At 72.9% G+C, this 22,473-nt stretch carries 11 protein-coding genes and 1 pseudogene; 6 read left to right on the top strand and 6 right to left on the bottom strand.

The window, feature by feature from the left end; all coding sequences use genetic code 11:
- Positions 1-127: 127 nt before the first annotated feature.
- Positions 128-262, top strand: a pseudogene (locus tag OG332_RS47785) (pirin family protein); the annotation flags it as partial.
- A 382-nt stretch (positions 263-644) separates the two neighbouring features.
- On the opposite strand, the gene OG332_RS05395 reads toward OG332_RS47785, so the two are convergent.
- Entirely contained in the window at positions 645-914 is a 270-nt protein-coding gene (locus OG332_RS05395) for a hypothetical protein (RefSeq protein ID WP_327412345.1), read from the bottom strand.
- Between OG332_RS05395 and OG332_RS05390 the strand changes: the two genes are divergently transcribed.
- From OG332_RS05390 to OG332_RS05375, 4 genes are all read left to right on the top strand, one after another.
- Complete coding sequence (locus OG332_RS05390; protein ID WP_327412344.1) at positions 904-1,413, top strand: hypothetical protein; 510 nt, start codon at positions 904-906, stop codon at positions 1,411-1,413. The two genes, OG332_RS05395 and OG332_RS05390, sit on opposite strands and share 11 nt — an antisense overlap.
- 187 nt (positions 1,414-1,600) lie before the next feature.
- The gene (locus tag OG332_RS05385; RefSeq protein ID WP_327412343.1) at positions 1,601-4,618 is read left to right on the top strand and encodes a type 2 lanthipeptide synthetase LanM family protein; all 3,018 of its coding nucleotides are present in this window, start codon (positions 1,601-1,603) and stop codon (positions 4,616-4,618) included.
- Positions 4,615-4,827 carry a hypothetical protein gene (locus OG332_RS05380; RefSeq protein ID WP_327412342.1) on the top strand — a complete coding sequence of 71 codons (213 nt, stop codon included), beginning with the start codon at positions 4,615-4,617 and terminating at the stop codon, positions 4,825-4,827. The genes OG332_RS05385 and OG332_RS05380 overlap by 4 nt, the downstream gene beginning before the upstream one ends.
- A 271-nt stretch (positions 4,828-5,098) precedes the next feature.
- The gene (locus OG332_RS05375) at positions 5,099-8,002 is read left to right on the top strand and encodes a helix-turn-helix transcriptional regulator (protein WP_327412341.1); all 2,904 of its coding nucleotides are present in this window, start codon (positions 5,099-5,101) and stop codon (positions 8,000-8,002) included.
- A gap of 133 nt (positions 8,003-8,135) precedes the next feature.
- Here OG332_RS05375 and sbnB read toward each other — a convergent pair whose 3' ends face one another.
- From sbnB to OG332_RS05360, 3 genes are all read right to left on the bottom strand, one after another.
- A complete protein-coding gene (sbnB, locus tag OG332_RS05370; protein WP_327412340.1) occupies positions 8,136-9,125 on the bottom strand; it encodes a 2,3-diaminopropionate biosynthesis protein SbnB in 990 nt (329 codons plus the stop codon).
- Positions 9,119-10,138, bottom strand: a complete 1,020-nt coding sequence (gene sbnA / locus OG332_RS05365) for a 2,3-diaminopropionate biosynthesis protein SbnA (protein ID WP_327412339.1) — start codon at positions 10,136-10,138, stop codon at positions 9,119-9,121. Before sbnA ends, sbnB begins: the two co-directional genes overlap by 7 nt.
- 65 nt (positions 10,139-10,203) lie before the next feature.
- A complete protein-coding gene (locus OG332_RS05360; protein WP_327412338.1) occupies positions 10,204-10,422 on the bottom strand; it encodes an MbtH family protein in 219 nt (72 codons plus the stop codon).
- Between the two features lie 285 nt (positions 10,423-10,707).
- On the opposite strand from OG332_RS05360, the gene OG332_RS05355 reads away from it, so the two are divergent.
- Positions 10,708-20,184, top strand: coding sequence for a non-ribosomal peptide synthetase (locus OG332_RS05355; RefSeq protein WP_327412337.1), 9,477 nt, complete (start codon positions 10,708-10,710; stop codon positions 20,182-20,184).
- Between the two features lie 284 nt (positions 20,185-20,468).
- Here OG332_RS05355 and OG332_RS05350 read toward each other — a convergent pair whose 3' ends face one another.
- Together OG332_RS05350 and OG332_RS05345 are read right to left on the bottom strand one after the other, a co-directional pair.
- Positions 20,469-20,726: a hypothetical protein gene (locus OG332_RS05350; protein ID WP_327412336.1), complete on the bottom strand. Its 258-nt coding sequence runs from the start codon at positions 20,724-20,726 to the stop codon at positions 20,469-20,471.
- 309 nt (positions 20,727-21,035) lie between these two features.
- A complete protein-coding gene (locus OG332_RS05345) occupies positions 21,036-22,316 on the bottom strand; it encodes an MFS transporter (protein WP_327412335.1) in 1,281 nt (426 codons plus the stop codon).
- Between the last annotated feature and the right edge of the window lie 157 nt (positions 22,317-22,473).

Here is a 22,473-nt window from a genome sequence, read left to right as displayed (position 1 = left end):
AAACCGTCGTTGTGGGTAGTCGACAAGACTCTGGATGCGTTTGTCGGGGCGTCAGGCCGGGCTGGCGGTCCTCGCGGGGACTCCCGAAGCTGGAGCGGCCGGCGGCGAGGTCGGCCAGGAGTACTAAGAGGATATCGCGCAGGCCCGCGAGAACTGGATGAACGGGACGAGATACGGCGAGGTAAAGGGCTACGACGGCGCTCCGATTCTGGCCCCGGAACTCCCCGTGACCCGCCTGAAGCCCAGGGGGAGGGTGCACTGAACTGCGGTTATGGCCTGAGGAGGGGCCGTGTGCGGGGGGTCGTACAGTCGTTCCGTTTCTGGGGGTCTGAGGGCAGTCACCTCAGCCTCTGGAAGCGCCTCCCGACCTTGAGGTGGAGTCTCATATGAAGCAGGCTGTGGTCAGCTTTAGTCGGACGAATGCTGACCCTTTGCTGACTTTACTGACGAGTAGTTAGATCGCTGGGGGGTCGATGCGTGCGCTGCTGCCCAGCAGAAGTCGGTCCCGGCCCAGGTGCTCCACCCGAGACCCTCGGGCCGTCACGGGCGCGGCTACGGGAGGCCTTCTGCGGAGCCGCGGTCTTGTGCCGATCCGACGCGCAGGCCGGTTTGTGGCGTTGTCGGGAGGCGACAAAATCTGGTCATCAGAGCGTGGAACTGCTGCTGAGGGTAGGGACGCCGGACGGCAGAGCGGCGACGTGCCAGTGCAGATGCGCATTGCCCTGCTGGCTGCCGAGCGAGTAGAGGTACGTACGCTCCGGCTCACAGACGGCCTCGACGGCAAGGGCGATCTCCCGGACGAAGAAGCGGACTCCGTCGGCCTCGTCGTTGATGGTGGGCTCCGGCTGGGCGCCCCGGGGTTCTGCCTGACGGCCGAGCACACCACTGGGGTGGAGCGGGTATTTGACTGGCACCCGTTCGAGGCGAGTGCGCTGCTGGTCGCCGCAGCCCGTCATCCTGGGGGCGGCCAGCTCCAACGTCTACCGGCTGTCGCTGGCCCGCGCGTTGGAGCTGAACCGACTGGCGCGGGCACTCGGGGGCAGCGTCAGCCTGGCGGAGGCGGAGGAGGCGAGCCTGGCGGTCTGCGGATTCTCCGAGATCGCCCGCGAGCACGCCCGTGCGGAGGAGCTCGCGCGGGCGGCCGGGGCCGGCACGGGCGCGGGGGTGGGGACGCTCGCGGGAGTTGCCGAGCCGTATGCACCCCACTCCTTCGCGGCGGGGTACGACCGTTGGGAGCAGGGGACGGCCGCGCAGGGCATCGAGTACGTGACCACTCGCCGAATTGTCGAAGAACTCGGTGTTGCCCCGTGTGACGTGCGGATGGTGCGCGCCCATCTCCTGACCGCCGGGCCCGCCCGGAGTGTGCCATCGCTCTGGCGGCTGTTCCCCGGCCGGGCACCGGGAAAGGGCTGACGGGGGAGGTGCGGCCGGCGCCCCGGGCGGTGTCCGGAGGCGGGGCCCGGGGGATCGGCGGGGTGCGGTGGCCCCCGCCGGGGGAGGCCCTCGCTATCTGGAGGCCACTCTTGTGCACTTGGCTGTGGGCTGCCACTCTCTGGCTGTGATCGTTACGAGCGCGTCATCAACCGAGGTGGACTCCGTCATGTCCGCCTGGTGGGTGCGCGGCCTTCACCCCGCCGAACTGCCGTGCAGGGAGCGGCCGGAGTGGGCGGAGTTCGCCGAGACGGCCCTTGCCGGGATGTCGGCGCAGCCGTCCGCGCCGGGTGGTGACCTGCCGGGGACGAGTGGGTTCGCGGCCGTTCTCGCGCCGTTCGCCGAGCTGGCCGGAACGCGGCTGACTTCGGCGGTCGGCTGCATACCGGTGGAACTCGCAGCCGTCGTCCGCGAGTTCGTGGGCCGGCTCGCCACGACGTTGGGGCGGCTGGCGGCCCGGACGTTGGTCCTGGAACTCCATGTCGCCAGAGTGGTCGGGCGGCTCTCGGGCGACACAGGGTCAGAGCGCTTTCGTTCCTTCCTCGGCACGGTCTCGACTCGGGCGGGAATGACCGGGCTGTTCAACGAATACCCCGTACTCGCCAGGATATTGGCCCAGAGCTGTGTCAACTCCGCCGCCGCGCTGGCGGAGCTGCTCGACCGGTTCGGCGCCGACCGCGCGGAGCTGGTGGCGACCCTGCTGCACGGCGCCGACCCCGGGCCGCTCGTCGCGGTCGACCGGACGGCCGGCGACGGGCACCGTCGCGGGCGCAGCGTCGCGGTGCTGCGCTTCGCCGACGGCACGCGGGTGGTGTACAAGCCGCGGCCGATCGGCGCGCACCGGCACTTCAACGAGCTGGTCAGCTGGTTCAACGCCCGGCCCGGGACGCCCGGGCTGCGGACGTTGGCCCTGCTGGACCGGTCCGACTACGGCTGGGTGGAGTACGTCTCCCCCGAGCCTTGCACAACGGGCACGCAGGTGGAGCGCTTCTACCACCGCCAGGGCGCGCTGCTCGCCCTGGTCCACCTGCTGGACGCCACCGACCTGCACTATGAGAACCTGATCGCGTGCGCGGACCAGCCCGTCCTGGTCGACGTCGAGACCCTCTTCCACCCGCCCGGCCCGGCGGCGCCGGTGGCCGCGGGGGAGGAATCGGAGGAGGACCCGGCGGCGCTCGTACTGACCGGATCGGTGCTCCGGACCGGCCTGTTACCGCATCTGCTGGTCGGGGACGAGACGGCGCTGGACGCCTCCGGCCTGGGCGGAGACCCGGGCGCCCGGTCGCCGGTGGAGGTGGTGGACTGGGCGGCGGCGGGCACCGACGAGATGCGGCTCGTCCGGCGGGTCGGTGCGCTGGGCGGCGCCGCGAACCGCCCACGGCTGGACGGCGTGGACGCCGACCCCGAGGCGTACACTGAGGCGCTGCTCGCCGGGCTCCGCGCCGGGCGGCGCGCGATCCTGGAAGGCCGGGACGAACTGCTGGGGGAGCAGGGCCGGTTGCAACGGTTCGCCGACGACGTGGTGCGGGTGGTGGCGCGGGGCACCCAGCTGTACGCGATGGTGCTGACCGAGTCGACCCACCCCGATGTCCTGCGGGACGCGGCGGAACGGGACGCCATCCTGCGGCTGTTGGGGACGGACGCCCTCGGCGACCTGGGCTGGCCGCTGGTCCTGGAGGACGAGATCGCCGAGCTGTGGGAGGGCGACATCCCGCTGTTCACCACCAGGCCCGCAGCGGTGGACCTGTGGAGCGGCACGGGCCGACGGCTGCCCGGCGCCCTTGAACGCCCCGGTCTGGACCGGGTGGCCGACCGGCTCCGCGCGATGGACCGGGGCGGGGCCGACACCGACAGCCCTGGCAGCCTCGGCGGTCAGGAGTGGATCGTCCGGGCGGCGATGGCGAGCCGGTCCACTGCCCCCGCCCACGGGACCGGTACGCCGATCGCAGAGTCGGTTGCGCAGTTGGCCGCCGGACCAGGGGCGCGGATCGTTGCCCCCCGTGACCGGCTGCTCGCCGCCGCCCGGGGCATCGCGGACCAGCTGCTGGGCCGGGCCCACCACGGCCCGGCCCGGACGAACTGGCTCGCGCTCGAACTGCTCGGCGACCGGTACTGGCGGGTCGGCCCCGCAGGCGCCGACCTGGCGGGCGGCTACCCGGGGCCGGCTCTCTTCCTGGCCGAACTCGCCACGCTGACGGGGGAGTCCCGCTACGCGGAGGCGGCCCGCCAGGTGCTGCGGCCGGTGCCGCGCCTGCTGGACCGGCTCGCGGCGCGGCCCGAGGAGCTCGGCGTGGTCGGGTCGGGGGGTTTCGCGGGTCTGGGCGGCATCGTCTACGCGCTCGCCCGGGTGGCCACCGAGCTGGACGATGCCGAGATCCGTGACTGGATCGCCCCCGCGACGGCCCTCACGGTCGCCGCCGCCGAGGCGGAGGACACGCAGGGGGTCCGCGACGGCACCGCCGGCGGCCTGGCCGCGCTGCTCGCCGTGCACCGGATCACGGGCGCGGCCGAGGCCCGGCGGGCTGCCGAGGTGTGCGCGGCCCGGCTGGTCGGGCGGCCGTTGCCCCCGACGCCCGGCTTCGCGGCGGGCGCGGCCGGGGTGGGCTGGGCGCTGCTCGGCTTCGCGGCGGCCGGGGGCGGAGCCCGGTACGAGCGGGCCGGCACGGCTGCACTGCGGTCGGCGGTGACGGGGACGGCGGCGTCGGCGGCGGCGCGGGCCGAGGGGGTGTCCGGGCTGTCGTGGTGCGAGGGCCTGCCGGGTGTCGCGCTGGCGCTGGCCGAAAGCCCGGCCGCGATGGCGGACCCCGCGTTGGCCGGGGCCGTCGGGGACGCCGTCCGGCTGGTCGCCTCGGCGGGCCCGCTGCCCGGTCACAGCCTCTGCCACGGTGAACTCGGCATCCTCGAACTGCTCGGCGCCGCGCCCGGCCCCGAGGTCAGCCGGGCGCTGGCCCGCCGGACCGGTGCTCTGCTGGAGGCTCTCGACCGGCACGGTCCCCGCTGCGGCACGCCTGCCGCCCTGCCCACCCCGGGCCTGTTGACCGGCCTCGCCGGGATCGGCCACGGCCTGCTGCGGCTCGGCTTCGCAGACCTCACAGCTTCGGCGCTGCTCCTGCGGCCGCCGACCTCTGAACGTCCGTCGGTTCCGACGGCGCAACCCTCCGGAAAGGAAGACCTCCTGTCATCATGAATGCCAACGATCTGGTGCAGTCGTGGAAGCAGCTGGGCACGCGGTCTGGCACCGCAGTTGATCACCCGGCCGGTGAGATCAGGTTGCGCGCGGGCGGCGGTCTCGGGCGCCGTTCCGGCCTGCTGGGCGCGCACCAGAGTGTCGGGCTCTCGCACGACCCGTGGCCGACCGTGTCCATTACCGTGGTGCCCGACGAGGAGCGCCGGTAATCAGGAGCGACAGGCCTGGTGGTGGCCGACTTGGCAGGTCCGCCGGTGACCGGCCGACGACGAGCCGGTGAATTGTGGTCGGCCCGGTGAAGCCGTTGTGGCAGAACCATATGGGTGGGGAGGTAGGGGAGCCGGCGCGCCCGTTGCGCGGTGCCGGGTCCTCTGTTGGACATGCTGCTGGATGGTGCCGTCGCGATGCCCGTGCGGTTGCGCCGAGGTGGCCGGATTCGCAGGCTGTCGATTCGTCGGGATGATCCAGTAACCTGCAGATATGCGTACCACTTCGCCGGTCACCATCGGCCGGGACGCCGAACTCGCACTGTTCTACAGAACTCTGACGGAACTTCAGCGAGCGGGCGGCCACACGGTTTTCCTGTTGGGCGAGGCCGGGATGGGGAAATCCCGACTGGTCGGCGACTGTGCCGACCAGGCCGCCGGTATGGGTCTGCCGGTCCTGCGCGGTCGTGGCAGTTCGGCCGGTGCGGGCACCCCGTTCCGTCCGCTCGCCGAGGCGCTGCACTCGCGGTTCCGGACCAGCGGCGTCCCGGCGGACCTGGAACTCGTGCCGTACCGGCTGGCGTTGGCTCGGCTGATTCCCGAATGGCGGAATCCTGCGTACCCGGACTCCCCCGAGAGTGTGGTCGAACTCGCCGAGGCACTGCTGCGGCTGCTGACCGTGCTCGGCCGGGAGGCGGGCTGCGTCCTGCTTCTGGAGGACCTGCACGACGCGGACTCCGAGACCGTCGCCGTGGTCGAGTACCTGATGGACAATCTGGCCGGGCAGCCCGTGCTGCTGGTGGCCACCCTGCGGCCGGACCCCGGGCCCGCGCTCGATCTGGCCCGTGCGGCCGAGCGGCGGCGGGCCGCCTCGGTCGTCGCCCTCCGGCCGCTCGACGAGCCGGAGGCCCGGGCGATCGCGGCCGGCTGCCTCGGTGTGCCGGATCAGCGCGTGCCTGCCGCGGTGGTCGACCGGCTTGTCCGGTGGGCCGACGGAAACCCTTACCTGATCGAGGAGTTACTCGCCGAGATGGTCCGCTCCGGGGCGCTCTGCGAGCAGGGGACCTGGGTGGTGGTCGGTGACCTGACCGGGACGGTCCCCGCGACGGTCGTCCAGGGCTATGGGCACCGCCTCGACCTGCTCGACCCGCAGACCCGTGAACTTCTGCTGTTCGCAGCGGCCTTGGGCGCCCGGTTCACGCTCTCCACCCTGCAGCTCGTCACCGGGCACGGTGACCGGGCGCTGCTCGACCAGCTGCACGTCGCGGCCCGGGCCAACTTCGTGCTCCCGGACGCCTCGGCGGCCGACGAGTACGTCTTCCGGCACGCCCTCACCGCCCAGGCACTGCTGGCCGGGATCTCCCCGGCCGAGCGGGCCGCCATCGCGCGGCGGGCCGCGGCCGGGCTGCAGGCGGCCGACCCGGCGCTCTCCGACGATCGGTGCCGGCTGGTCGCGGGGCTGCTCGTCGCGGGCGGCGACCCCGCCGCTGCGGCGCTGCTCTACGCAGAGGCCGGCCGTCGGGCGCTGGCCGGCGGAGCCTCTGGCACCGCCGTCCTGCTGCTGGAGCGCGGTTACGAACTCGCCACCGGGCCGGCCCGGACGGAAATCACCGAGTCGCTGCTCTACGCCCTCGCCGAATTCGGCCAGCTCGACCGGGCCTTCGCCCTGGTCGCCACCCTGCCGCAGCTCGGCACGGCGGCCCTCGGCAGAGAGCGCGGCGGCGCCCTGCACACCCGGCTGGCCTGGGTGGCCGTGATCGCCGAGCGCAGTGCGGACACCATCCGTCAGGTGGCCGCCGCCAAGGCGCTGCTCGGCGACTCCGGCCGGCCGGAACAGACCGCCGAACTCGCCGTGGTCGAGGCACACCTCGCACTGCTCCCCGGCCAGGGTGGGCGGCCGGCGGACACCGAACGGCTCGCCCGCGAGGCGGCCGAGGTGGCGGAGCGCCAGAAACTCCCGGTGGTGGCCTGTCAGGCCTGGCAGTTGCTGGCACTACTGGCGCGCGAACGCGGCTTCGACGCGGCGGACGCCTGCCTGGAGCGGATGCTGGCGGTGGCCGAGCAGCACGCCCTGCCGGTCTGGCGGGTGGAGGCGCTGATGCGGCTGGGTGGGAACGCCTTCATGCGGACCGGCGACGCCCGCAGGCTCGAACAGGCCAGGGACGCCGCAAGGGAGTTGGGCGCGATCGTGCTGACCCAGCGGGTGGAGGGCCTGCTGGCGATGAACTCCGTCCTGCGGGGAGATCCCGGGACGGCTCGCGAGATCATCGACCGCTGCCTCGACGCCAGCGCGCGGATGCGCAACCTCGGGACGCACCGGTACCTGCTGCTCACCTCGGCGACGCTCGCCGCGCACCGGGGCCGCCGCCGGGAGATGGAGCGCGACCTGCTGACCTTCGCCCGGGCCGACGGTTCGGAGTCCTTCCTGACGCCCGTCCTGCTCGGCCTGTGCCGGGCCTTCTGCGCGCTGCTGGAGGAGGACCGGACGCTGGCGACGGCCGAGTTGGCCGCCGCGGTGGCCTGGGAGGACGAGCATCCGAGCATGTACTACCTGAGCGGCCGGTACGGTCTCGGCCCGCTGCTGGCCGTGCTGGCGGGCACGGCGGGCCGGGCCGAGTACGCCGTTGTGGCGGCCACCCCGGCGGCCGAACTGGCCTGGAACCGGCAATTCCTGCTGCTCGCCGATGCGGTGCTGCTGGGCCGCGAGGGGCGGACGGAGGAGGCGATGGACGTCGTCCGCACGGCGCGGCAGAGCGCCGAGCTGTTCCCGACCGGCCATCACCTGGGCCTGCGGCTGCTCGCGGAGGCGGCGCTGGCGGACGGCTGGGGCGACCCGGTGGGGTGGCTGCGGATAGCCGAGGAGCACTTCCACGACCTCGACGTGCCGCCGGTGGTGGGGGCCTGCCGGGCGATGATCCGGCAGGCCGGTGCGAGGGTGGCGCAGCGGCGCGGCGGGCGGGACCGGATACCCGCGGAGCTGCGGGCGCATGGCGTCACCCCGCGCGAGTACGAGGTCTTCGAACTGCTGGTCGAACGGCCGGGCAACCAGGACATCGCCCGGCGGCTCTCCATCTCGCCGCGCACGGTGGAGAAACACCTGGCGAGCCTGATCCACAAGACCGGGCGGTCCGACCGGGCGGCCCTGTGCAGGTTGGCTGTCGACCTCCGGATGGACTGACCGATGGGTACCCGATCAGGATGGGGGCGTGGGGAACTGCGGTAGCAGGGAGGACACACGCCGTGCCTTCCGCTTCGCGCACGCAGTTGACAAGCAGAGCCTCGCGCCCCCTTGGGTGCCCCATCCTGATCGGTTAGCTGGGGAGGAAGTCCGGGATGCGCGTGCCGAGGCCGAGGTGGTCGGCGGTGCGGCGGACGAGGTCGGCGACGGCGAGGTCGAGGATGCCCAGGCCGAAGGGGGAGAAAATGGTCAGGGCGGTCTCGTCGCGCCGGTAGCCGTCGTCGGCCAGGACCTCGCCGAGCGAGGCCGTGATGAAGTCGCGGTTCCCGACCTGCTGTTCGGTCAGGTGCAGCGAGGTCGCCTCCCGGCAGACGTGGTCGGCGTCGTCGACGATGTTGACGCCGGCCAGGATGGTCTCCGGCGTGAGGTCGCGCAGCGACAGGTGGAGCAGCAGGGTGCCCGGGCGGCAGGACTCGACGGCGAGGTGGGGTGTCGAGGCGGTGGTGGCGAGCGCGATCAGGCGGTGGGCGGCGAGCGCGTCCTCGACCCGGTCGGCCACAGTCACCTTGACGCCGGGCCGGCGGGCCGTGCAGCGGGCGGCGAACGACTCGGCCCGGCTCCGGTCCAGGTCGAAGACGGTCACGGTGTCCAGCTCCGGGAGGAGGGCGCTCAGGAACACCAGCACCTCGAAGTTGATCACGCCGCAGCCGATCAGCGAGACACCGGTCTGCGGCCCCGCGGGCGCGAGCGTGCCGGCGGCGAGGGCGGCACTGGCCGCCGTGCGGCGGGCCGAGATGACCGAGGCCTCCAGCAGCGCCTCCGGCTGCCCGGTCCGCATCGAGTTCAGGATGAGCGCCGCGGAGGCCCGCTCCAGCCCGGCGGCCACGTTGCCGGGGAAGGAGGAGATCCACTTGATCCCGGCCACGGGGGAGTCGTCCCCGAGGTACGCGGGCAGCCCGATGATCCGGTTGCGGGCGTTGTCGGGGAAGCGCAGGAAGACCGAGTGCGGGAGTTCGGTCAGCCCGCGCTCGTGCAGCCGGTACGCCTGGCGCACCGCTTCCACCACCTCCGACTCGGCGCCGTCGAGGGCCTGCCGGACCTGACCGGCTCCCAGAATCAGCACGATGCCACCCCCATGGTCGACTTCCTTTCCTTCCAGAGGTGGGAGACGTCGCCGAAGCGTGCCGTCACCCAGTCGTCGTCGTAGATCGTGTCGAGGTAGCGCTCGCCCCGGTCGGGGAAGACCAGCGCGCAGGTGGAGCCGGGCGGGATGCGGTCGCGCATGCTCAGCGCCGCGGCCACCACCCCGCCGGAGGAGCCGCCGGCCAGGATCGACTCGCGGGCGGCGAGCCGGCGGCAGCTGACCACGCAGTCGAGGTCGGCGACGTGCACCACCGCGTCGGCCAGCCCCTCGCCGTACAGCTTCGGCCGGACGGCCGCGCCGTGGCCGGGGATCAGCCGGGGGCCCGGGGCGTTGCCGAAGAGGACACTGCCCTCGGCGTCCACCGCGACGATCGTCACCGGCAGGCGGTTGGCCCGCGCGTACTCCGCACAGCCCCGCAGGGTGCCGCAGGAGCTGGTCGCGCAGAACAGGTAGTCCACCCCGCCGGGCACCTCCTCGAAGATCTCCCGCATGGTGGCGTGGTGGGCGCGCGGGTTGAGGAGGTTGGAGTACTGGTCCGGCCAGTAGGCGTGGTCGATCCGCTCGACCAGCTCCCGGACCCGGCGGATCCGCATCGGCAGGTACTCGCCGGTGGCCGGGTCGGTTTCGGTGACCACCTCGACCTCGGCGCCCAGTGCCCGCATGATCGCGATGTTCTGTCTGTTGGTCCTCGGGTCCACCACGCAGATGAAGCGGAGCCCGAAGTACCCGCACACCTGGGCCAGCCCGATACCCAGATTGCCTGAGCTGGACTCGACCACCACGGACCGCCCGGGGACGAGCCGGCCGTCGCGGATCCGGTCCTGGAGCATTTCCAGCGCGGACCGGTCCTTGATGCTGCCGCCGGGGTTGTGGGCCTCCAGCTTGGCGTACATCCGGAACGGGCTCGACGGGTCGAGCCTGGTCAGCTCCACGAGCGGCGTGCCGCCGATGGTGCCGAGCACCCCGGACGGCCCGCCGTCAGATTCGCGCATAGTCGGTTCCCAGAGAGTTCGCGCCCACGTGCTGGGCAGGGACGGGGCAGGCGTGTTCATCGTCGCTAACCGCGCGCTGTCTGCTCCATGCGCTGCCGCAGGCTGAGCGGGCGCATGTCCGTCCACACGGTGCCGATGTGCGCCAGGCACTCCTCGCGGCTGCCCCTGGTGCCCTCGGCGCGCCAACCGAGCGGCAGCTCCCGGTCGGCGAGCCAGATCGAGTACTGCTCCTCGTCGTTGAGCACGACCAGGTAGGGGCGGGTGTCGGCGTCTTCCTCGGCCATGAACGGCCCTCCTTGGCGTGTCGCCCTGCCGGCACGAGTGCCCGGTGCGGGGTGTGTCGTTGATTCGGTACGGGGCGAGCGTGCCCGCCGCAGCGCGCCCGGACCAGAGACAGACGCGCAGCAGGACCGGCAACCGACCGCTGCCGGTCCGTCCCTGGCGTCCCGGGGCCCGTGCCAGGCAGGCTGCGCGACGGACGCGGTGTGCGTCATGGGGATCCGTGGAGGTAGCCGGTGGACAGCGACGACAGCTTCGGGGATGCCGACCGTGGGACGGGTGCGGCTCGGATGGCGTCGTTTTCACAGCAGCGGCTCTGGTTCCTCGACCAGCTACGGCCCGGCTCGCCGGACTACCTGCTGCCGCTGGCGCTGCGGATCCGCGGTGCCCTGGAGACCGCCGCGCTGACCGGCGCCCTGGCCGCCGTCGTGCAGCGGCACGAGGTGCTGCGCACCCGATGCCTGTCGCTCGGCGGGGAGATCGTGCAGCAGGTCCGCGAGGTCGCCGAGCTGGCCTGGGAGCAGCACGATCTGACGGGTTTCGCCCCCGAGGAGCGCGAGCGCCGGGCCGGTGAGCTGGTCGAGCGCGAGCTGCGCCGCCCCATCGACCTCGCGACCGAGCTGCCGATCCGCCCGCTGCTGGCCCGGCTCGCGGACGAGGACCACCTGCTGCTGATCGTCGTCCACCACATCGCCTTCGACGGGCTCTCCTGGAACCTGCTCGGCGCCGAACTCTCGGCGGGCTACCGCGAGCGGACCGGCGCCGCGCCCGCCGCGCTCGCGCCGCTGCCGATCCAGTACGCCGACTTCGCCCAGTGGCAGCACGAGCGGCTCTCCGGCCCACGACTGGCCGAGCGCCTCGACTACTGGCGCACCCGGCTGGCCGGCATGGCCCCGCTGGAGCTGCCCACCGACCGCCCCCGGCTGCCGGTCTGGGAGGGCGACGGCGATGTCGTACGGTTCGAGCTGCCCGCAGAACTCGTGGCCCAGGTCGACAAGTTCGCCCGGGGGCACCGGGTGACCAGGTTCATGGTGCTGCTGGCGGTCTTCCAGGCGCTGCTGGCGCGCTACAGCGGGCAGACCGACATCCCCGTCGGCACCCCCGTCTCGGGCCGCTCGCGGACGGAGGCGGAAGGCTTGATCGGTCTGTTCGTCAACTCCGTGGTGCTGCGTGGCGATCTGACCGGCCGGCCCTCGTTCGAGACCCTGCTGGGCCGGGTTCGGCAGAGCACGCTGTCCGCGCTGACCCACGCCGACGCGCCGTTCGAGCTGATCGTGAACGAGCTGGCCCCCGAGCGGGATCTCTCCCGCAATCCGCTCTTCCAGGTGTCATTCTCGCTCAACAACGCGGCGGCCGCGCCGATCGTGCTGCCGGGGCTGGTCGTCGAGCTGGTCAGGACGCCACTGGTCGGTTCGGCGTTCGACCTCGCCCTCGACGTCGACCAGATGCCGGACGGACGGCTGAACGCCCGGCTCCAGTACGCCACCGTGCTGTTCGACCGGACGACGGTGCAGCGCCTCGCGGACAGCCTCCGGCTGCTGCTGGACGCCGTGCTGGCCGCACCGGAGACGCCGCTCGACCGGATCGAGCTGATCTCGGCCGAGGACCGGTACTCCACGGTGGAGAAGTGCAACGAAACCGCCGAGCCGATGCCTGCGGGCTGCCTGCACGAGCTGCTCGCCGAGCAGGCCGCCCGCACACCGGAGGCCGTCGCGGTGCGGTGGCCGTCCGGTGAGCTGAATTACCGTGAACTGGATGGCCGGGCCAACCTGTTGGCGCACCAGCTACGCGAGGCCGGGGTCGGCCCGGAGACGCTGGTCGGCGTCTGCCTGCGGCGCGGCCCCGACCTGGTGGTGGCCCTGCTCGCGGTGCTCAAGGCGGGCGGCGCGTACCTGCCGCTCGCCCCGGAGCATCCCGCGCTGCGCCGCGAGGAGCTGCTCGGCTCGGCTGGTGCCAGTGTGCTGATCACCAGCGCGGATCTCGAACAGGCCGGCTGGGCGGGCGTGGTCGTCCCGGTCGGGACGGGCACCCGGGCCGCGCCGCCCGAGCAGTGGGCGGCGCCGGACAACCTGGCCTATCTGATCCACACCTCGGGCTCCACCGGGCAGCCCAAGGGCGTCACGGTGACGCACCGTAACCTGGTCAACTACGTGAGCTGGGCGGCCCGGACCTATCTGTCGAAGGGCGCGGGTACCCCGCTCTACTCCTCGGTCGCCTTCGACCTGCCCGTCACCTCGCTCTTCCCGGCGCTGCTCACCGGCGCCACCGTCACCCTCACCGCCGAGGACGGCACCCCTGGCATCGACGCGCTGGTCGCCACCCTGACCGGAGACAGCTTCGACCTGGTGAAACTGACGCCAACTCATCTTGGTATCCTGGGACGGGAATTGTCAGCCGAGGCGCTGCGCACCGCTGCGCCCCACCTGGTGCTCGGCGGCGAGCTGCTGACCGGTGCCATGCTCGCGCCGTGGCAGCGGCACGCGCCCGACACGGTGGTCTTCAACGAGTACGGCCCGACCGAGACGACCGTCGGCTGCTCGGTGCTGGTGCGTCGCGCCGCCGACCTCGAACCGGGTGCGCTCCCGATCGGCACACCGATCGCCAACACCCGGATGTACGTGCTCGACGACAACCTGCGGCCGGTACTGCCGGGCGTGGTCGGCGAGTTGTACATCGGTGGTGCGCAGGTGGCGCGCGGCTACCACCGGCGCGGCGATCTCACCGCCGACCGTTTCGTGCCCGACCCGTTCAGTGCGGTGCCCGGCGACCGTCTCTACCGCAGCGGCGACCTGGTGCGCCACCGCCCGGACGGCGAGCTGGAGTTCGCCGGCCGGGTGGACACCCAGCTCAAGATCCACGGCTTCCGGATCGAACCGGCCGAGGTCGAGGCCGCGCTGACCACCCACCCGGCGGTCCGCGAGGCCTCCGTCGTCGCGCACGGCACCGGCGCCGAGGCCCGGCTGGTCGGCTATCTGGTGCCCGCCGACGGCGCCGCGCCCGAGGTGGACGAGCTCCGCGCCCACCTGGGCCGCCTGCTGCCCGAGCATCTGGTGCCCGCCCTGTACGTCTCGCTGCCCGAGATCCCACTGACCCCGAGCGGCAAGGTCGACCGTCGGGCGCTGCCCGACCCGGCGGCCCACCGGATCGCCGCCGCGACCGAGGACGGCACCGGGCCGCGCACCCCGATGGAGCACACCGTCGCCGAGCTCTGGGCCGAGCTGCTGGGCATCACCGACTTCGGCGTGCACGACGATTTCTTCGCGCTGGGCGGCAACTCGATGATGGCCACCCGGGTGGCCTTCCGGCTCCGCGAGCTGCTGGCCGTCGAGCTGCCGCTTGCCGAGGTGTTCACCGCCCGCACCGTGGCCCGGCTCGCCGATGTGCTGGCCATCGCCGAGCGTGTCGACCGGGCTCCGATCACCCCGGTCTCCCATGACGACCCGCTGCCGCTCTCCTTCCCCCAGCAGCGGCTCTGGTTCCTGGACCGGCTGGCGCCCGGAGCCACCGACTACCTCGTCCCGTTCGCGCTGCGGCTGCGCGGCTGGCTCGACCACGAGGCGCTGCTCGGCGCGCTTGACGCGGTCACGGCACGGCACGCCGTGCTGCGCACCCGGTACGTCGAGCACGACGGCGAGCCCTTCCAGATCATCGACCAGGACGCGCGCATCCCGGTGACGGTGCTGGAGGCACCGGAGGACGGGGAGGCGATGCGGCTGGTCCACGAGGATCTCGCGCGGCCGTTCGACCTGGCGGCGGAGATCCCGGCCCGAGCGACGCTGATCCGGATCGCCGAGCAGGACCACATCCTTCTACTGACGCTACATCACATCACTTCGGACGGCTGGTCGATCGACGTGCTGGCCGACGAGCTGGCCCGGCACTACTCCGGCTGGCCGGTCGAGCCGCTGCCCGTGCAGTACGCGGACTACGCGGTATGGCAGCGAGCCCTGACCGGCACGCCCGCCTTCGCCGGGATGCTCGACCACTGGCGCGAGCGCCTGGCCGGCCTCCCTGAGCTGGAGCTGCCCACCGACCGGCGGCGACCCCGGGTGCGCGACTGGCGGGGCGATCGGATCGCGGTGGATGTCCCCGCCGACCTCGGCGAGGCCGTCGACGAGTTGGCCGCGCACCGGGGCGTCACCGCGAACGTGGTGTTGCTGGCCGCCTTCTACGCCCTGCTCGGCCGCTACACGGGCCAGCGGGACCTGGCGGTCGGCACGGCCGTCTCCGGCCGGACCAGGACCGAGACCGGGCCGTTGATCGGCTTCTTCGCCAACACCCTGGTGCTGCGCGGCGATCTGTCCGGTCGGCCCACCTTCATCGAGCTGCTTGGCCGGGTGAGCAGGACGGTGCTGGCCGCCTACGGCCACGGCGACATGCCGTTCGAGCGGATCGTCGAGGAGCTGGCGCCCGAGCGCGACCCGTCCCGCAACCCGCTGTTCCAGGTGATGTTCGAGCTGCGCCCGCCCGCGACAGGTGCGTTCGCGCTGCCCGGCCTGGAGGTCGAACAGTTCGGCATCGGCTGGCCGATCGCCAAGTTCGACCTGATGCTCTCCATCCAGCAGCACTCGGACGGGCACCTGCGCTGCGGCTTCGAGTACGCCACCGCGCTGTTCGACCGCGCCACCATCGAGCGGCTGGGCGGCCACTACCGGCGGCTGCTGGCCGCTGTCATCGCCGATCCGTCGGCGCGGCTGGACGAGTTGGAGATCCTGGACGAGGCCGAGCAGCGCGCCCTGGTCGCCGGCCCGGCCGTCGCCGTCACCGCCCCCGAGCACTGCCTGCCCGAGCTGATCGCCGAGCAGGCCGCCCGGACGCCGGACGCGACCGCCGTGGTGTTCGGCACCGAGACCCTGAGCTACGCCGAACTCGACGCCAGGGCAGCCAGGTTGGCCCGGCACCTGTACGAGCTCGGCGTCCGCCCCGAGACCCCGGTGGCCGTCGCCCTGCGCCGGGACACCGACCTGGTCACCGCCCTACTGGCGGTGCACCAGGCGGGCGCGGCGTACGTGCCGATCGACCCCGACCACCCCCGGCACCGCCGCGACCACGTGCTGCGCGACAGCGGTGCGGCGGTGCTGATCAGCCAGGCCTGGATCCGCGACGAACTGCCGGACAGCGCCGTCGCCCTGGTGCTGCTGGACGAGGACCGCGAGGCGATCGCCGGGCGGAGCACCGAGCCGCTGCCCGCCGTCGACCCGGCCTCCGCCGCGTACATCGTCTACACCTCGGGCTCCACCGGCCGGCCCAAGGGTGTGGTGGTCAGTCACGAGGCGATCCGCAACCGGGTGCTGTGGACCGTCCGCGAGCACGGCCTCGGCCCGGCCGACCGGGTGCTGCAGAAGACCACCGTCGGCTTCGACGCCGCGATGTGGGAGTTCCTGGCCCCGCTGGTCTCCGGCGGGACCGTCGTAGTGGCCGCTGACGGCGTGCCGCGCGACCCGGCGGCGATGGTCCGAGCGGTGGCCGAGCACCGGGTGACGGTGCTCCAGCTCGTCCCGTCCGTCCTGCGGGTACTCGTCCAGGAACCCGGGCTCGCCGACTGCACCGCGCTCCGGCTGGTGTTCAGCGCGGGCGAACCGCTGCCCGCCGAACTGTGCGACCGGCTACTCGGGCTGCTGCCCGTCACCCTGACCAACACCTACGGCCCCACCGAGTGCGCGATCGACGTGACCTCCTGGCAGTACACCGGGGAGGAACCCGGCGAGATCGTCGCGATCGGCCGGCCGATCGACCGCACCAGGGCCCTGGTCCTCGACACCGACGGCCGGCTCGCCCCGGTCGGCGTCCCCGGTGAACTCTGCGTCGCCGGCGTCGGGCTGGCCAGGGGCTACGCCGGGCGCGGTGACCTGACCGCCGAGCGGTTCGTCCCCAACCCCCACCCGGAGGCTCCGGGAGAGCGGCTCTACCGCACCGGTGACCGGGTCCGCCGGCGCGCGGACGGCTGCCTGGAGTACCTCGGCCGGCTCGACCGCCAGGTCAAGCTGCGCGGGGTCCGGATCGAACCCAGCGAGATCGAGGCCGTCCTCTGTGAGCACCCCGGGGTCGCCGCGGCGGCCGTCGGGGTCTACTGCGAGCGGCAGCTCGTCGCCCATGTGGTGCCCGTGCCCGGCGCCGACCCCGGGCCGGCCCGGCTGCGGGCCCACCTGGCCGAGCGGCTGCCCGAGTACATGATCCCGTCGGTGCTGCGCACCCTCCCCGCGCTGCCGCTGACCGCCAGCGGCAAGGTCGACCGGGAGGCGCTGCCAGGGCTGGAGGGACGGACCGAGGAGCACGTGCCGCCGCGCGGCCCGGTGGAGACCACGGTGGCCGCCGTCTTCGCCGACGTGCTGACGCTGGACCGGATCGGCGCGCTGGACGACTTCTTCGACCTCGGCGGGCACTCGCTGCTGGCCACCCGGCTGGTGTTCCGGCTGCGCGCGGCCTTCGGGGCCGACGTGCCGGTCGCCGAGGTGTTCACCCGGCGGACGGTCGCCGGGCTGGCGGAGCTGCTGGCCGTCCCGGAGGCGCTGGCGGCCGACACCGCCGGCCCGATCACCCCGGTGCCCCGCACCGAGGCGGTGCCGCCCTCCTCGGCGCAGCGCCGGATGTGGTTCCTGGACCAGCTCGAACCCGGCAGCGCTGAGTACCTGGTGCCGATGGCCCTGCGCCTGCGCGGGCCGCTGGACACCGAGGCGCTCGCCCTTGCGCTGGACGAACTGGTGGCCCGCCACGAAGTGCTGCGGACGCGGTACATCGCGCCCGAAGGCTCGCCCGTCCAGGTCATCGACCCGCCCGCCCCGCTCGACACCACCCCGGTTGACCTCTCCCGACTGCCGTACCCGGTGGCGGTCGAGCAGGCCGAGGCGCTGCTCCGGGAGGAGACCGGGCGGCCGTTCCGGCTCGACCGGGAGGCGCCGCTGCGGGTGCTGCTGGTGCGGGTCGGCGCGGAGGAGCACCTGCTCGCACTGACGGCCCATCACATCGCAGTCGACGGCTGGTCGGCCGACGTGCTCACCCGGGATCTCGGGCTGCTCTACCGCGCCTACCGCGCCGGTACGGAGGTGCCGCCGCGCCCGCCCGTGCAGTACGCCGACTTCGCGGCCTGGCAGGCGCGTTGGGCGGAGAGTCCCAGCCCGGAGCGGCACCTGGCGCACTGGCGCGAGCGGCTGGCCGGGCTCACCCCGGTGGAGCTGCCGACCGACCGTCCGCGCCCGGCCGTCCGCGACGCGCGCGGCGAGCTGCTGGCGATGGCGGTGCCCACCGATCTCACCGAGGCCGTCGACGCGCTGGCCCGCCGGCACTCGGTGACCCCGTTCGTCGTCCTGCTGGCCGCCTTCCACCTGCTGCTCGCCCGGTACACCGGCCAGAGCGACGTCTCGGTCGGCACGCCGGTTGCCGGGCGCACCCGCCCCGAAGTCGAGGAGCTGGTCGGGAACTTCATCAACACCGTCGTGCTCCGAGCCGATCTCGGCGGCGACCCGAGCTTCGCCGAGCTGATCGACCAGGTCCGCCAGGACGTGGTCGCGGCCTACAGCCACCAGGACCTGCCCTTCGAGCGGCTGGTCGACGACCTGCAGCCGGAGCGGGATCTTTCCCGCAACCCGCTGTTCCAGGTGATGTTCGACCTCCAGCACGCGCAGCGCACCCCGCTCAGCCTCGACGGCATCGTGGTGGAGCGGGTCGCAGCGCCCTGGCAGACCGCCAAGTTCGACCTCACTCTCTCCCTGGGGCGGAGGGCCGACGGCAGCCTGCACGGCCTCTTCGAGTACGCGGCGGCGCTGTTCGACCGAGCCACCGTAGAGCGGATGGCCGGGCACTACCTGAGCCTGCTGCGCGGAGTCACCGAGTACCCCGAGGCGCCGCTGAGCCGCCCGTCGATGCTCACCGGCCCCGAACGGCGGCGGCTGGTCCACGATTGGAACGGCCACGCCCGTGCCACCGCCGAGACCGTCTGCGTACCGGAGCTGTTCGAGCGGCGCGCCGTCGAGCAGCCGGACGCCGAGGCGGTCGCCTTCGGAGCCGAGACCCTCGGCTACGCCGAACTGAACGAGCGCGCCAACCGGCTCGCCCACCACCTCCGGTCGCTCGGCGTCGGCGGCGAGAGCCTGGTCGCGGTCTGCATGGAGCGCGGCCCGGATGTGGTGGTGGCCCTGCTCGCGGTACTCAAGGCCGGCGGCGCGTACCTGCCGGTCGACCCCGAACACCCTGCGGAGCGGCTGGAGTTCATGCTCTGCGACGCCGGGGTCGCCGTGATCGTCACCACCGATCGGTTCGCCGGCCGGCTGGCGGGTGTCGGCTGCCCGCTGGTGCGTACCGACGGTGACGCGGGCCTGATCGCCGCCCACCCGGCCACCGACCTCGCGCACCGGGCCGAGCCCGGCGACCTCGCCTACATGATCTACACCTCCGGCTCCACCGGGCAGCCCAAGGGCGTGCTGATCGAGCACGGCTCCTACGCCCACCACTGCCGGGTGATCGCCGAGGCCTACGACATCCGGGCCGACGACCGGGTGGTGCTGCTCTCCGCGCTCACCTTCGACGTGGCCATGGACCAGATCGCCGCGACCCTGCTCGCGGGCGCCACCGTGGTGGTGGCCGACCCGCTCTTCTGGAGCCCCGCCGAGCTGCCCGACCGGGTCGCCGAGCACCGGATCACCATCATGGAGATCACCCCGGCGTACTACCGGGAGGTGCTGGCCGGGCTCACCCCGGACGACCCCCGGATGCGGGGCCTGCGGCTGATGAACGTCGGCAGCGACGTCGTCACCGTCGACGACGCGCGCGGCTGGGCGGCCACCGGCCTGCCGGGCCGGTTCCTCTGCAATTACGGCCCGACCGAGGCCACCGTCACCTGCGTGCTGCACCCCGTCCCGGCCGATCCGCCGGGCCGCGGCGAGGCGGCGATGCCGATCGGCCGGCCCGTCCCCGGCACCTGGGCGTACATCCTGGACGCGCACGGCGAGCCCGTCCCCGTCGGCGTACCCGGCGAGCTGCACCTCGGTGGGCTGCGGTTGGCCCGCGGATACCACCGCCGCGCCGCACTCACGGCGGAGAAGTTCATCCCGGACGCGTTCGGCGCCGAGCCCGGCGCCCGGCTCTACCGCACCGGTGACCTGGTCAGGTACCTGTCCGACGGCACGATCGAGTTCCTCGGCCGGATCGACCAGCAGGTGAAGCTGCGCGGCTTCCGGATCGAACTCGGCGAGATCGAGGCCGTGTTGGCCCAGCACCCCGCCCTGCGGGCGGTCGTCGTGGTCGCCAGGGACCTCCGGCTGGGGGACCGCCGGCTGGTCGCCTACCTCGTCCCGGAGGGCGACACCACACCCGAGATCACCGAACTGCGGCGGTACGCGGGCGAGCGGCTGCCCGAGTACATGATCCCGTCGGTTTGGGCGACACTGGCCGAACTTCCCCTCACCTCAAGCAAGAAGGTCGACCGCAAGGCCCTGCCGGCCCCCGCGCCGGACCGCCCCGAGTTCGAGCACCCGTACGTGGCCCCCCGCGACCCCACCGAGGAGATCGTCGCCGGGGTCTGGACGGAGATGCTTGGCATCGACAGGATCGGCGTCCACGACGACGTCTTCGTGCTCGGCGCCCACTCCCTGCTCGCCACCCGGGTACTGGCCCGGCTGAGCGCGGTGTTCGGGGTGACCATCCCCCTGCGGCGACTCTTCGAGGCGACCACGGTGGCCACCCTCACCGAAGTGGTGACGGACGCCGTCGAGGCCCAGATCGCCGAACTCTCCGACGAGGAGGTGGAGGCCCTGCTCTCCCAGCAGGGCTAGGATTCGCCATTGGGCAACCGAGCAACCACAGTCAGGGCGCGAGGAGCTGCGCGTCGGACGGCACAGGCCCCCAGCCTCCCGCTTCGCGCAGCCCGCCGCTTCGACGAGTTCCATGAGCGCGGCCATCTGCCGACGGGATGGTACGCGGGGAGACGCCCGGCCTCTTGGCCGCCGTTTCGTCGGTCAGACCGGCGGCAAGGAGCATTAGCGGTTGCTTCTCGGTCGCGTCCAGTCCGGTCCGGGTGTCGCGCCCGGCGTCGGTGCCGAGGGGGGACGTCCGCCTCTCAGGCCTGCTCGAACAGGGCGACCAAGGTGGCGATGACGGCCGGCTCGCGGGTGCACAGAGCGCCCAGGCGGGTGTTGGCGGGGTCGATCGGTACCACGGCGACCTGTCGGCAGAAGATCAGCAAACTCGGCGGCAGGACGGGCGCGGTGCGTACCTCTGCGCCCCGTTCGGTCATCCACTGCGCGTAGGCGAAGGTGGCGGCGTCGTTGCGCACACTGTCCTGGTAGAGCGTGAGAGAATGGATGCCACGCCCCATCGCGTCAGCCTCGAGAGGTTGGGGACGCCTGCAGGCCGGCCTGGCGCTGGGCCTCGCGCGGCATCACCGACAGGCACTCACCGGTCAACTCCGCGACCAAAATGGCGGTGACGGCTTGGGTCGGCCAAGGCGCCGGAGCCTGGGGAATGGCCTGGCCAGGGGTTGGACGGTGGAAGTCATGTGGCTCCCGGCAGCGGCAACCCCGACTTCAGCTCGCTACGCCGTCTCGGAAGCAACAGTCGCGGCCATGTGTGCCGCCGGCGTCGACCGCGTTCGCACCGTCGGGACGGTGAAGCGTCGCCGCCGGGTTCAGCGGGCGGTGGCCGACTGGGGTTCGAGGGGGGTGGCCTCGGTGAGGCCCGGGGCGGCGCGGACGGCAGGGCTGACGGTGGAAACGACGGCGAGCAGGGCCATCCAGCCGGCCAGCAGCCACACCGTGGTGTCGGCGCCGTAGCGGCTCAGCAGCAGACCGCCGATCAGCGAGCCGAGCGGGACGGCGCCGAACGCGACCATGCCCGCCGCACCGAGCACCCGGCCCCGCATCCGGTCGGGGGTCACGGCGAGCTGGTAGGCGGAGATCACCACGTTCCAGACCGGGCCGACGAAGCACATCAGCGCGTACACCGCGCCGATCAGGTACGGGTTCCGCACGACCAGCAGTAGCGGAACGAGCAGCGCCCAGGCCCAGTTGGCCCCGATCACCACCACCTTCATCAACAGCCGGCGCTCCAGCGCGGGGGCGACCAGAGAGCCGACCACACCGCCGACCGCAGCGACGCCGAACATCACGCCGATCGCGGCGGACGACCCGCCGTGCCGCCGGGCGCTCACGAGGACGGTCAGGAACAGGGCCTGGAAGAGCAGGTTGCTGCCCGCGATCAGGAAGGTGGTGGTCCGCAGGAAGGGCTGCCGCCAGAGCCAGCGCACGCCCTCGCCGATCTCGACGCCCAGCTGCCCCAGCTGCCCCAACCGCCCTGGCCGTCCGGGCTGCGCCGGGCGCTCGACCTGGAAGTCCTTCCGGATCATCAGCAGTGCGCCCAGCGACACCAGGTAGCTGAACGCGTCGAAGAGGAACGGGACGGCCCGGCCGAGCCCGAACAGGACTCCACCGAGCGGCTGGCCGAGCATGGCGGCGCCCCGTGCCCGGGCCTCGTTGCGCGAGAGCGCCAGCGCGAGTTGGGAGGGATGCACCACATTGGGTACCGCCGCCGAGGCGGCGATCCGGAAGCAGACGGTGAGGGTGCCCTCGACGAAGCCCGCCACCAGCACGTGGGCCAGATACAGGTGTCCGGCGAGCAGGGCGGCCGCGACGCTGCCGACGGTGAGGCCGCGCAACACGTCGCACCAGATCATCGCCCGCTTGCGGTTCCACCGGTCGACCAGTGCTCCGGCCGGCAGCTGGAACAGCAACTGCGGGAGCAGCGCGACGAAGCCGGTGAAGCCCGCGTCGGCGGGCGAGCCGGTCAGGGCCAGCACCAGCAGCGCGTAGGCGACGGTGGAGGCGTTCGAGCCGAGGCTCGACACCGCGGAACCTTGCCAGAGCAGCAGGAAGTCCCGATTGCGCAGCAACGGCGGCACCTTGTCGGTCATGCGTCGATGCTGCTCGGACCGGTCGGTGGGCCACAGAGAAGGACGGGCACTCACACACGCAGTCTTACCTGCCTGAAAGAGCGCCGCGCTGACCCTGCTAGCGCCTGCCGCCCGGTGTGCAGCCTGGGTTCGGTCAGTGCGCCCGGGTCCGGGGTCA

It is taken from the genome of Streptomyces sp. NBC_01233 (genome assembly GCF_035989305.1).
Taxonomy (GTDB): domain Bacteria; phylum Actinomycetota; class Actinomycetes; order Streptomycetales; family Streptomycetaceae; genus Streptomyces.
This window is presented reverse-complemented; position numbering and strand designations above follow the sequence as displayed.